This is a genomic window from Afipia sp. OHSU_II-C1 (genome assembly GCF_000497575.1).
Classification (GTDB): Bacteria; Pseudomonadota; Alphaproteobacteria; order Rhizobiales; family Xanthobacteraceae; genus Afipia.
Genome location: NZ_APJI01000006.1, coordinates 270,001 through 282,848, shown reverse-complemented (window position 1 = coordinate 282,848; position 12,848 = coordinate 270,001). Strand labels below are relative to the sequence as shown.

General features: G+C 61.0%; 8 protein-coding genes, 1 tRNA gene and 1 rRNA gene. 7 read left to right on the top strand and 3 right to left on the bottom strand.

Annotated features, from left to right (window positions below; translation table 11 throughout):
• Positions 1–46: 46 nt before the first annotated feature.
• The 3 genes from I554_RS0106500 (at position 47) to I554_RS0106490 (ending at position 2,780) form a co-directional block, all read left to right on the top strand.
• A complete protein-coding gene (locus I554_RS0106500) occupies positions 47–1,246 on the top strand; it encodes a homoserine O-acetyltransferase (protein ID WP_024574768.1) in 1,200 nt (399 codons plus the stop codon).
• A 1-nt stretch (position 1,247) separates the two neighbouring features.
• Complete coding sequence (gene metW, locus I554_RS0106495; protein ID WP_024574767.1) at positions 1,248–1,907, top strand: methionine biosynthesis protein MetW; 660 nt, start codon at positions 1,248–1,250, stop codon at positions 1,905–1,907.
• Positions 1,908–2,165: 258 nt separating this feature from the next.
• A complete protein-coding gene (locus I554_RS0106490) occupies positions 2,166–2,780 on the top strand; it encodes a TIGR02594 family protein (protein ID WP_024574766.1) in 615 nt (204 codons plus the stop codon).
• Here the strand turns inward: I554_RS0106490 and I554_RS0106485 are convergent.
• Positions 2,764–3,543 carry an MOSC domain-containing protein gene (locus tag I554_RS0106485; RefSeq protein ID WP_024574765.1) on the bottom strand — a complete coding sequence of 260 codons (780 nt, stop codon included), beginning with the start codon at positions 3,541–3,543 and terminating at the stop codon, positions 2,764–2,766. The two genes, I554_RS0106490 and I554_RS0106485, sit on opposite strands and share 17 nt — an antisense overlap.
• Positions 3,544–3,764: 221 nt before the next feature.
• On the opposite strand from I554_RS0106485, the gene clpB reads away from it, so the two are divergent.
• Positions 3,765–6,398 (top strand): ATP-dependent chaperone ClpB, encoded by a 2,634-nt coding sequence (clpB, locus tag I554_RS0106480; protein WP_024574764.1) that lies wholly within the window; start codon positions 3,765–3,767, stop codon positions 6,396–6,398.
• 40 nt (positions 6,399–6,438) lie between these two features.
• Here clpB and I554_RS0106475 read toward each other — a convergent pair whose 3' ends face one another.
• Together I554_RS0106475 and I554_RS0106470 are read right to left on the bottom strand one after the other, a co-directional pair.
• Positions 6,439–7,986 carry a glycosyltransferase family 39 protein gene (locus tag I554_RS0106475; protein WP_024574763.1) on the bottom strand — a complete coding sequence of 516 codons (1,548 nt, stop codon included), beginning with the start codon at positions 7,984–7,986 and terminating at the stop codon, positions 6,439–6,441.
• A 64-nt stretch (positions 7,987–8,050) separates the two neighbouring features.
• Positions 8,051–10,081, bottom strand: coding sequence for a LysM peptidoglycan-binding domain-containing M23 family metallopeptidase (locus I554_RS0106470; RefSeq protein ID WP_024574762.1), 2,031 nt, complete (start codon positions 10,079–10,081; stop codon positions 8,051–8,053).
• 718 nt (positions 10,082–10,799) lie between these two features.
• Between I554_RS0106470 and I554_RS27200 the strand changes: the two genes are divergently transcribed.
• From I554_RS27200 to I554_RS0106455, 3 genes are all read left to right on the top strand, one after another.
• A complete protein-coding gene (locus I554_RS27200) occupies positions 10,800–10,955 on the top strand; it encodes a hypothetical protein (protein WP_155848252.1) in 156 nt (51 codons plus the stop codon).
• 53 nt (positions 10,956–11,008) lie between these two features.
• Positions 11,009–12,495: ribosomal RNA gene (locus I554_RS0106460) — 16S ribosomal RNA — on the top strand.
• Positions 12,496–12,717: 222 nt separating this feature from the next.
• Positions 12,718–12,794: transfer RNA gene (locus tag I554_RS0106455), tRNA-Ile, on the top strand.
• The last annotated feature ends 54 nt before the right edge of the window (positions 12,795–12,848 follow it).

Here is a 12,848-nt window from a genome sequence, read left to right as displayed (position 1 = left end):
ATTTCCGACGTTGGTCTCGCGACCTGCTGAGGAGGCCAGTAGCAAAATGGTTAATGTCAAACCGTTGAAGAGCGACACACCGTCCACCGAGCGCGCGCACGAGGCGGATCATCCGTCATCGCTCCTCGCGCAGTTCGGCGCGGACAAGCCGCTGCGGCTGGACTGCGGCATCGATCTCACGCCGTTCCAGATCGCCTATCAGGCTTACGGCCAGCTCAACGCGGATCGCTCCAATGCGATCCTTATCTGCCATGCGCTCACCGGGGATCAGCATGTCGCGAATGTGCATCCGGTCACGGGCAAGCAAGGGTGGTGGCAGACACTGGTCGGCCCCGGCAAGCCGATCGATACCGACCGCTATTACGTCGTGTGCGCCAATGTGGTCGGCGGCTGCATGGGCTCCACCGGGCCATCATCGACCAATCCCGCGACCGGCAAACTGTGGGGACTGGATTTTCCGGTCATCACTATTCCCGACATGGTGCGCGCGCAGGCGATGCTGCTCGACCATCTCGGCATCGAGAAACTGTTCGCCGTTGTCGGCGGGTCAATGGGCGGCATGCAGGTGCTGCAGTGGACCACGGCTTATCCCGAGCGCGTGTTCTCCGCGCTGGCGGTGGCATGCAGCACGCGGCATTCGGCGCAGAACATCGCATTCCACGAACTTGGCCGTCAGGCAGTGATGGCCGATCCGGACTGGCGCGGCGGACGCTATTTCGAGGATGGCACCCATCCGCACCGCGGGCTCGGCGTGGCACGCATGGCCGCGCATATCACGTATCTGTCCGACGCGGCGCTGCATCGCAAGTTCGGCCGGCGCCTGCAGGACCGCGAAGTGCCGACGTTCTCGTTCGATGCGGATTTCGAGGTCGAAAGTTATCTGCGCCATCAGGGCTCGTCGTTCGTGGAGCGCTTCGACGCCAACAGCTATCTCTACCTGACGCGCGCGATGGACTATTTCGACATCGCCGCCGATCACGACGGTGTGTTGGCGGAAGCCTGGCGCGGCACGCGCACGCGGTTCTGCGTGGTTTCGTTCACCAGCGACTGGCTGTTTCCGACCTCGGAGGCGCGGGCCGTCGTTCACGCTCTCAACGCCGGCAGCGCGCGGGTGTCGTTCGCGGAAATCGAGACCGACAGGGGACACGATGCGTTCCTGCTGGATGTGCCCGAGTTCATCGAGATTTCCCGCGCATTCCTGGAATCGGCTGCGTCGGCGCACGGCCTGACCTCGGCGAGCCGCTAACATGACAATCCAGGATCAAACCTTCCGTCCGACCGCTGTTCTTCCCGTCACCGAGAACGGCTATCGCGCCGATCATTTGCTGGTCGCGGAGATGGTCGAACCCGGCTCGAAAGTGCTCGACGTCGGCTGCGGCGAGGGCGATCTGCTGCGCTTGCTGGAGACGCGTGGTGTTGACGGACGCGGCATCGAACTGTCGCGCGAGGGCGTCAACCGCTGCGTCGCCAAGGGACTCGCCGTGGTGCAGGGCGACGCCGACACCGACCTGATCAATTATCCGGACGATTCGTTCGATTACGTAATCCTGTCGCAGACCTTGCAGGCGACGCGCCAGCCGCGCGTGGTGCTGGAGAATCTGCTGCGCATTGGGCGCAGCGCCATCGTGTCGTTTCCGAATTTCGGCCACTGGAAGATGCGGCTCCAGTTGCTGGTGAAGGGCCAGATGCCGCGCACCGACAACCTTCCGGCGACCTGGTACGACACGCCGAACATCCATTTCTGCACCATCAAGGACTTCGTGCAGTTGTGCGACGAGATCAACGTCAAGATGGAGCGCGCGGTGGCGCTCGATCTTTATGGCCGTCCGCTGCGGCTCAACGCGCCATGGTGGTTCTGGAACATGTTCGGTGAGCAGGGCGTGTTTCTGCTCAAACGCCGCGACTAAATCCGAAGTTCGCTCCGGGGAATGCCGCGAAGTGTAGCGAACTTCGGATTCGGGAGACCGGCACGCCTTAACATTCGCGGCTCCAATGTGGCCGTGTATGTTCGCATTCTCGCCGTGAAATGATCCTGTTATCGCCGCGAAATGAATCCGCGAGCGCCTTTTCCTGTCTTGCTCTCGTCACACCTACCCGGTTTTTGCGCTGCGGTATGTCGTTCGCGTGCGAACGATGGGCACAGGGGGTGTCACGAGGACTAATGGATGACTCTATCGCGTAAACTTCGCCTGCCACTTCGAGGCGCCGCGCTGGCGCTGTGTTCGGTGGCAATCGTCGCACTGGCAACTCCGGCTTCGGCAAGGCCTCATCACGGCGCAAGCCGTCACTACCACGCTCACCATTCCAAGCATCACGCCAGGAAGCATTATGGCCACCGTTATCGCCATCACGCACGGCGTGGCCGCTACGCCGCAGCAGCAGCCACTGCGGAAGCATCGACGTCGCAGGGCTTCGGCGGCTTCGGCGGCTCGAACATTGTCGCGGAAGCGCGGCGCTATATCGGCAGCGGAAATCCGACGGGCCGCTCCAGCCTCTGGTGCGCGCGCTTCATGAACATGGTTCTTGAGCGTTCCGGCCACAAAGGCACCGGCTCCGATATGGCGCGTTCGTTCGCGGGCTACGGCCAGCGCATCTCCGGCCCGCAGGTCGGCGCCATCGCGGTGATGTCCCGCGGCCGCCGCGGCGGTCATGTCGGGATCGTCAGCGGCATCGATGCCAAGGGCAACCCGATCGTGATTTCCGGCAACCATGGCCACCGCGTCGCCGAGGCCACCTATTCGCGCGGGCGGGTCTACGCCTACGTCATGCCGTCGAGCTGAGTTCTGTGATTGTATCGCCGGCGGCAATCGTGCCGCCGGTGATCACTTCGGCGTAAACGCCGCAATCGGCGTGATCGAACATCTGCATCAATGCCTGCGGAATATTCATGTCGCGCTCGGCAGTGACCGGATCGACATTGACGGCGGCACAGCGCACGATCCGCTTGTTCACTTTCAGCCGCGCGCCGCCGATTGTCAGTTCCTTCCCCAGCAAATCGAACTCGTGCCATGCGGGCCAGCCGCTGACATAGAGATTGCCGCGAAAGCGCAGCGGATGAACTGGCTGGCCGACGATGGTCTCAATGGCGGCCACGCTGGCCAGATTGATGATGGACACCACCTTGGCGGCGACGTCGGAGAAGCTGTGGCCGGGTGCCGCGAGGACCTTCGGCGGCCCCTTCAACTCGGGCGCGAAGTTCTCCACGAAGAACGTCTCGATGGTGGCGCGGCCCTCGGGTGTTTCCAGATCGCCGCGCGCGGCCTCAGCATTGTTGTGCCTGATCGTTAGAACATTGGTCGCATCGTCGAACCGGGTCTGAAGGCCGGCAAGGCGCTCGTTCCGCATCAGCATCAGGAACCGGATTTTCGGATAATATTTCGGATCGGCAGGGTCGAAGCCGATCGGGCCGTTCTCGATCGCGTAACGGCGGTCGGCGGGCAGGGTTTCGCCAGGCTGCAAGGCTGTTTTCGCAAGCAGTTCCGGTGACAGGCCTTTGACAGGGTAGCGATAGATGCTCTGGAGCGTCGCGGCGGTGTTTGTCATTTCCGGTTCTTAAGCGGATTCGGCATTTCCCGCCACTTTCGCCGAATTTTCAGTCCTGCCTCTTTCGCGGGCGCGCCGCAGTTCCCACATGACGCCTAGGCCGGTGCAACGCCGGTCCCCGCCACGGGTTGAGGAACGTCAATGCCGGAGGCGGAACCCCATTGAAGATGCTAAGATCCGTGCCTTCGGGGCGGACACAGCAGGCTGAGGGAAAACCCGAAATGAATATTGAAAAATATACCGACCGTGTGAAGGGATTCATCCAGTCGGCACAGACGCTGGCCATGCGTGAGGGCCATCAGCAATTCACGCCCCTGCATATCCTCAAGGTGCTTCTCGACGACAGTGAAGGTCTGGCGGGTGGTCTGATCGACCGTTCCGGCGGCAATTCCCGCGCGATCCTGAAAGCCACCGAGGATGCGCTGAACAAGATGCCGAAAGTCTCCGGCGCGGGAGCGGGGCAGGTCTATCTGGCTCCGGCGACCGCACGCGCTTTCGACGCTGCCGAACAGGCCGCCGAGAAGGCCGGTGACAGTTTCGTCACCGTGGAGCGGCTGCTTCAGGCGCTTGCTGCCGACAAGGAGAGTGACGCAGGCGCGCTGCTCGCCAAGGGCGGCGTTACGCCGCAAAACCTCAACGCGGCGATCAATGCCCTGCGCAAGGGCCGCACGGCCGACAGCGCGTCGGCGGAGAACGCCTACGACGCGCTGAAGAAATATGCCCGCGACCTGACCCAGGCCGCGCACGACGGCAAGCTCGACCCGGTGATCGGCCGTGACGAGGAAATCCGCCGGACCATTCAAGTGTTGTCCCGCCGCACCAAGAACAATCCGGTGCTGATCGGCGAGCCCGGCGTCGGCAAGACCGCCATCGTCGAAGGCCTCGCGCTGCGCATCGTCAACGGTGACGTCCCGGAAGGTCTCAAGGACAAGAAGGTGCTGTCGCTCGACATGGGCGCGCTGATCGCCGGCGCGAAATATCGCGGCGAGTTCGAGGAGCGGCTGAAGGCTGTGCTCTCGGAAGTCACCAGCTCGGACGGCCAGATCATCCTGTTCATCGACGAGATGCACACGCTGGTCGGCGCCGGAAAAGCCGATGGCGCGATGGATGCGTCCAACCTGCTGAAGCCCGCGCTGGCGCGCGGCGAACTGCATTGTATTGGCGCGACCACGCTCGACGAATACCGCAAGCATGTCGAGAAAGACGCTGCATTGGCCCGCCGTTTCCAGCCGGTGTTCGTCTCCGAGCCGACCGTCGAAGACGCGGTGTCGATCCTGCGCGGCCTCAAGGAGAAGTACGAGCTGCATCACGGTGTCCGCATCACGGATTCCGCGATCGTGGCTGCGGCGACGCTGTCGAACCGTTATATCACCGACCGCTTTCTGCCGGACAAGGCGATCGACCTGATCGACGAGGCCGCGGCGCGGCTGAAGATGCAGATCGATTCCAAGCCGGAGGAGCTCGATAACATCGATCGCGAGATCGTGCGGCTGAAGATCGAGCAGGAGGCGCTGAAGAAGGAAACCGATTCGGCGTCGAAGGATCGCTTGCAGCGGCTCGAGAAGGAGTTGGCCGACCTTGAGGAGAAGGGCGCTGCGCTGACTGCGAAGTGGCAGTCGGAGCGCGACAAGCTGTCCAATGCCCAGAAGGTCAAGAGCGAGCTGGAGCAGGCGCGCCAGGAACTCGCCGACGCGCAGCGGCGGGGCGAATTTCAGAAGGCGGGCGAACTCGCCTATGGCCGGATTCCCGAACTCGAAAAGCGGCTGAAGGCGCTTGAAGAAAGCGAGAAGGCCGGCAACCTCGTGCTCGAGGAAGCGGTGACCGCCAGCCACGTTGCGCAGGTGGTGTCACGCTGGACCGGCATTCCGGTCGACAAGATGCTGGAAGGCGAACGCGAGAAGCTGCTCAAGATGGAGTTGCAGCTTGCGGAGCGCGTGATCGGCCAGGCCGAAGCTGTCAGCGCGGTATCGACTGCGGTGCGGCGTTCGCGCGCCGGATTGCAGGACCCGAATCGGCCGATCGGCTCGTTCATGTTCCTCGGCCCGACCGGCGTCGGCAAGACCGAACTGACCAAGGCGCTCGCCGAATATCTGTTCGACGACGAGACGGCGCTGGTGCGCATGGACATGTCCGAATACATGGAAAAGCACTCGGTTGCCCGGCTGATCGGCGCGCCTCCGGGCTATGTCGGTTATGACGAGGGGGGCGCGCTCACCGAAGCGGTGCGGCGCAGGCCCTATCAGGTTGTCCTTTTCGACGAGATCGAGAAGGCGCATCCCGACGTCTTCAACGTGCTGCTGCAGGTGCTCGACGATGGCCGCCTGACCGATGGTCAGGGCCGCACCGTCGATTTCCGCAACACGCTGATCATCATGACCTCGAACCTCGGCTCTGAATTCCTCGTCAGCCAGGCGGAGGGCGAGGATACGTCAGCGGTGCGCGATCAGGTGATGGCCGTGGTGCGGGCGAGCTTCCGTCCGGAATTCCTCAACCGTGTGGATGAGATCATCCTGTTCCACCGGCTGCAGCGGACCGAGATGGGCCGCATTGTCGATATCCAGATGCGGCGGCTGTTAAAGCTGCTGGCGGATCGCAAGATCACGCTGACGCTGGATGACAAGGCGCGCGATTGGCTGGCGGCAAAGGGATGGGATCCGGCTTACGGAGCGCGTCCCCTGAAGCGCGCGATCCAGCGCGCGTTACAGGACCCGCTGGCGGAAATGATCCTGTCCGGCCGCATCCATGACGGTGAAAACGTCGCGGTCTCGGCGACGGATGCAGGTCTGACCTTCAACGGTCAGCTTGCAAAGATCGATAGCGAGATGCCGCCGGTGCCGAAGAGCAAGCTGAACTAATGCAAATAGCCGGGCCATATGCCCGGCTTTTTTTTCCGCCTCAGCGCGAAGATTGCGTCCGGATGTCGTAGACGGTGAGATCGGACGTCGCGATGTGATGCACATCGCTGGTTATCCGGCTTTCGTAGATCGGTTTGAACCGGGCAAAAACGTCTTCATAAAACTGCTTTGTCGGAATCAGGGCGTCCGGAAGCGATTGTTCAAAGAAGCGGCCGTAATTCGTGCTCGAAATAGCGATATGGGTGATGCCCATCTCATAAAGCTTGTGCAGTCCGTGCGTGCCGAGATGGCCGTATGACGTCGCCACCTCCTGCGGCATCGTTGGAATCGTCGGGTCGATCCGGACGCGTTCCGCCGTGGGCAGACCGGTGTAGAACTCAGTCGCGATCTTTGCGTCGGGCGGCAGGTTGCTGGAAATCCAGGCGCTCAGCCTTGCACGAGGGTCATGGGCGACGAGGAGAACCGCCGTCCTGAATGTCCACAATGTGGCGCCGCCCGCCAGCACGAGCAGGGCAATGACAGCTATTCGTGCGGCGCGATTTCCGGTCGTGTGAATGACCCACGCGGCCGTCCAGATGGCTGCCACGACAGCCAGCGCCACAGCCGGCAGGACGTAGCGGAACAACGAGAACGTCGCGAGTTGCAGCATGGCAAGCAGCAGCAATGGCGTGAAAAGGATGATGCGGTCGATGGTCTGTACGGCCGGCCGCCCGTGATCGGGGCGAGACTTCAGCGGCCACAGTTGCAGCGCCATGCCCGCAATCCAGAGCAGGACGAGCACCGGCGTCATGCTGCGCCAGAAATTCGTGATATTGTCCATCGTGATCCGGGATCCCGGAATGCCGCTGTGGCCGGTCATGACATGATTGATTTCCATCATGAGACCGGTGCTGAGGCTGGATCTGCCGAACAGGCCGGGGCTGTTGATCGCGGCAAAGACGAGAACGGCCGCCGCAAAACAATATCCGGCATCGATCCAGCGCGCGCGTTTTACGATCAGCATGGCGATAGCCGGAGCGAGCATGATGATTCCGACATACTTGGACGATGCTGCGAGCCCCGCAGCGAGACCGAGGAGAATGATGTTTCGCCGGCTGGCGTTCATATCGACGGACTGCAACGCGAGCATCGTCAGCGCGGTGCCCATCAGCAGCGTGGCATCTTCCTTGAAATGGCGCGCATGAATGAACACGGTGGGCGTCAGCCCGACCAGGACTGCGGTCACGATGCCGAAAATCAATCCGAAGCGCCGCGCCATCAGGACGCCAAGGGCGGTCGCCGCCACAGCAGTCGCAAAGACCGAGGCAACCCTGCCGGAAAGGACGAGCTCGCGTGTCGAATCGCCTGCCTGAAACAGCGACTTGAACAGCGTCGCGAGCCGCAGCATCAGCTGCGGGTGATAGAAATTGTAGTTGCCGCTCTGAAGCTGGGACGCCTTGCTGATTTCGTCAGGGTGCCAGTAGACCGGGACGCCGATACCGATCGAGTAAACCACGCAAGCCGTCAGGAAAATGAGGCCGAAGACATAGACGGAGATTGATGGTCGCAATTTGATGCCGGTGCCGCTGTTGAAAGCGGCAACATACACAAGTTTCGCGCCCCATCTACTTCAGGCGCGCTGCCGGTTTCGAGGATCGGAAGACAGGAAAAGGTCAGCGGTCGCTGGCCTGCGCGGTTTTCTGGCCCTTCGCAGCTTGAGGCTGCGGCCGATTGCCGCCGGGCCGGTTGCTGATCAGGCCGTCGAGCCGGTCGCGTTCCGCCTCGAAACTGGCAAGCATCGGGCCCTCGAGCGAACGTCCGCGCGGCAGCTTGATGCGCATCGGGTCGACGAAGCGGCCGTTGACCAGAATTTCATAGTGGACGTGAGCGCCTGTGGAGAGACCGGTCGAGCCGACGAAGCCGATCACTTGGCCCTGACGCACGCGCTTGCCGGGCTCCATGCCCTTGGCGAAGGCGGTCATATGGCCGTAGGCGGTTTCGTATCCGTTCGGATGCTTGACGCGGATATATTTGCCGTAGCCGCCTTCCCATCCGGCCTTTTCGATTACGCCGTTGCCCGATGCGAAGATCGGCGTGCCGTAGGGCGCGGCCCAGTCCACGCCGGTGTGCATCTTGGTATAGCCGAGGATCGGATGGCGACGGCCGCCGAAGCCGGAGCGCATGACCGCGTTGCTGACGGGCTTGCGGACCAGGAACTTCTTCGCGCTCTTTCCGGTCTCGTCGTAGTAGTCGACGATGGAATCGTCCGGCGCCTGGAAGCGATAGTATTTCTTGGTTTCGCCGCCGACGGTGAGGGAGGCGTAGAGAACTTCCGTCTTTTCGTTGTTGACCGGCGTCTCGTCCTCGCCGGCGAAGAACACCTCGAACGAATCTCCGGCCTGAACCTTGCGCTGGAAGTCGACGTCGTAGGAGTAAATGCGGATCATGTCCTCGATGACGGTCGCCGGAACCTTGTTGCGCAGCGCTGTCTCGTAAATGCTCTGATAGAGCCGCACGCCGGTGCCATCATCCTCGTCGTCATCGTCGTTGGCGTTCGCCGTTTCGGTGACGGTATTGAAACTCTGCGGATCGACGGCGACGTATTTGCCGAGATCCGAAAGGGCGGCCACGGCTTCGATGGCGGTTTCGTTGGCGACGATCACCCGAACCGGCTGCTGACGCTGAAGTCCGGGACCAGTTCCCGCCATCATGATGCGCAGCTTCTGGCCTTCCCTCAGGCCGCCGTCGCGGCCGCGCGCGCCGAGATTGTTGGCGATGGCGAGGGCTTCGCCGGGGCTCGCGCCCAGGTCGCGCAAAATCGACTGGACGGTGTCGCCTTTCTTGACGATGTGGATTTTTTCGCTGGAAGGATTGCCACCGGTGATCTGATCCTTGGTCTTCGGCAGCAGCGTCACGTTTTCCGGAACCACCCGGGTCTCGAAGCCGGCATAAGGATCCGGTGTGCCTTCCGCGGCGTAGGCCATCTTCAGGTCGGTCGGCATGCTCGAGGCGTATTTGACGGCGCTGTTGCCGCGCCAGCTCGAGGCGTCGCGCACCCGCAGCAGCACCTCGTCGATCGCGACGCTGGCCGCGATCTTGGCGCGGGGCAGCACCTGGGCTAGGTCGCGCGTCACGAATGAGACTTCGGCATCCGGCTCAGCGGCATTGGGATTTTGCGAATCGTCGCCGTCGGCGGGCGATGCGGAGCCGACATCGGTCAGCATGCGCTGGGCGTTAAAGGCTGGAACCTTGGCGGACAGATCGCTGGTGGTCAGCGACAGGTTGCCGGCGATACGGACGAAGGGCCGGACCCGCATCACGTCGCGGGTGCCGGCGCGGGCAACCGTCGAGACGCGAATCACCTGACGGGCGGCGGCCGAATCGCTGGGTGGCGGAAGGCGATCGCTCTTGCGGGCGACGGCGCCCTTGTCACTGGCGCCGAATGCTCCGCGCAGCGCGCCTTCGACGCGCTCGGGAACCTTGGCGAAGGTCATTTCGCCGTCGAGCGACGCGAAAACGGCGCCGCCGATCAAAGCCGCGCCGCACAGACCGGTGAGAATCGTGCCGCTAAACCACTGCACGGAAACGCGGCGGCGGTCGATAACGGCGGCTTCCGAACCATCAACTGACAGCGGCGGCTCGTGACCGAGATCAATGATCCCGGCACGCCCGTAATTGCCCCCGCGTGACGTCCCGTGGTTCAAAACTGCCTTCCCCCGCAAGTCTTCTCGTAGCAAGCCTTCGCCGAAATTCTTCGTCTTCTTCAGCCGTCATTCAACGAGCTGCCAGTGCGCTCTTCTCAGGCTCGTATCCCTCTAGAGAGAAGCTTCGAGCCAATAGCGTCTGGTTATGTTGCCGTCACCCTCGTTTTGTCGCGCGCCAAGGTGCTGGCGAAACAGGCCTGACGTCAATGCCGCGCAACTCGCTGATGTTTTTTCATCCCAAGTCAGACGACGATCCCAAGTCATCGCCGAAGTCATCGCCGAATCTTCGAACCGGACGGGCCGAACTATACGTGTATTTGCCCGGCCGAGGCACATTTCATGTGCAGGACGTCGCAGGAATGTGGCTCAAGTACGGCGCGAAGCCCTGATAAATCAGCACTTCTTGGCGATTTGATTTTCTTGGGTGCGTTGCGACGATTTTTTGACATTGGCGTTGACAAGCTCTGAGGGCAGGGCCTATAACCCGACCACTGAGCGCGGCGGCGCCGGGGCCCACAGCCCAGGCAAGCTTCCGCGCCTGTCAAGCTCCTCTCCTAGACGAGTGAACAAACAGCCGATAGTTGTCGGTTGTCATTCGGCGTCGGATAGGTTGCGAGGTCTCTTTAAGTAGAGACACCAGAGATTTTCGCCCAGCCATGGGCGAGTGAAACCCTCGGGTTTCGGGCTGTTTGACAAGTAAAGATGAAGAAAGAGAAACGTGGACGGCGGAGTCCTTGCGGGTCTCGGCGGATTGAAAGACTTCGGTTTTTCAGTTGGTTGGGACCGGACGAAAGACTTCGGCGGTACACGTTTTAAAGGTTACACCATCGTTGTTCGCGATGTGAATCGCAGACAGCATGTTGGCTTCGGCTAACAATGGTGGGACCTCGTCAAACGTTGTGATCAGCCGGTTTAAAGTTTCAAGTCCAACTTGAGAGTTTGATCCTGGCTCAGAGCGAACGCTGGCGGCAGGCTTAACACATGCAAGTCGAGCGGGCGTAGCAATACGTCAGCGGCAGACGGGTGAGTAACGCGTGGGAACGTACCTTTTGGTTCGGAACAACACAGGGAAACTTGTGCTAATACCGGATAAGCCCTTACGGGGAAAGATTTATCGCCGAAAGATCGGCCCGCGTCTGATTAGCTAGTTGGTGAGGTAACGGCTCACCAAGGCGACGATCAGTAGCTGGTCTGAGAGGATGATCAGCCACATTGGGACTGAGACACGGCCCAAACTCCTACGGGAGGCAGCAGTGGGGAATATTGGACAATGGGCGCAAGCCTGATCCAGCCATGCCGCGTGAGTGATGAAGGCCCTAGGGTTGTAAAGCTCTTTTGTGCGGGAAGATAATGACGGTACCGCAAGAATAAGCCCCGGCTAACTTCGTGCCAGCAGCCGCGGTAATACGAAGGGGGCTAGCGTTGCTCGGAATCACTGGGCGTAAAGGGTGCGTAGGCGGGTCTTTAAGTCAGGGGTGAAATCCTGGAGCTCAACTCCAGAACTGCCTTTGATACTGAAGATCTTGAGTTCGGGAGAGGTGAGTGGAACTGCGAGTGTAGAGGTGAAATTCGTAGATATTCGCAAGAACACCAGTGGCGAAGGCGGCTCACTGGCCCGATACTGACGCTGAGGCACGAAAGCGTGGGGAGCAAACAGGATTAGATACCCTGGTAGTCCACGCCGTAAACGATGAATGCCAGCCGTTGGAAAGTTTACTTTTCAGTGGCGCAGCTAACGCTTTAAGCATTCCGCCTGGGGAGTACGGTCGCAAGATTAAAACTCAAAGGAATTGACGGGGGCCCGCACAAGCGGTGGAGCATGTGGTTTAATTCGACGCAACGCGCAGAACCTTACCAGCCCTTGACATGTCTATGACCGGTACCAGAGATGGAACCTTCCCTTCGGGGCATAGAGCACAGGTGCTGCATGGCTGTCGTCAGCTCGTGTCGTGAGATGTTGGGTTAAGTCCCGCAACGAGCGCAACCCCCGTCCTTAGTTGCTACCATTTAGTTGAGCACTCTAAGGAGACTGCCGGTGATAAGCCGCGAGGAAGGTGGGGATGACGTCAAGTCCTCATGGCCCTTACGGGCTGGGCTACACACGTGCTACAATGGCGGTGACAATGGGACGCTAAGGGGCAACCCTTCGCAAATCTCAAAAAGCCGTCTCAGTTCGGATTGGGCTCTGCAACTCGAGCCCATGAAGTTGGAATCGCTAGTAATCGTGGATCAGCATGCCGCGGTGAATACGTTCCCGGGCCTTGTACACACCGCCCGTCACACCATGGGAGTTGGTTTTACCTGAAGACGGTGCGCTAACCGAAAGGGGGCAGCCGGCCACGGTAGGGTCAGCGACTGGGGTGAAGTCGTAACAAGGTAGCCGTAGGGGAACCTGCGGCTGGATCACCTCCTTTCTAAGGATGGTCCTTCAGTTTGCTTCGGCAACTATCGGATCGTTTTAGAAACATCAGTGGCCAGTGATTGGATCAATCGCTGAGCTGCATTGGCGGGACACCGCCGTCTTCGTTTCTCTTTCTTCGCGGACGAACACGCGCCAGGGGCGGCGCTGCAGCGTCTTGTCGTCAGACAAGGTGCGCCAGCTTGAGCCTCATATCCTTTAATGGACATGGTCGTTAGGGCTTGTAGCTCAGTTGGTTAGAGCGCGCGCTTGATAAGCGTGAGGTCGGAAGTTCAAGTCTTCCCAGGCCCACCACTTTGATTGCGCCATGCGTCTCTTCAGTCAGCTTTCGAGCATTCGTCTTCTGGA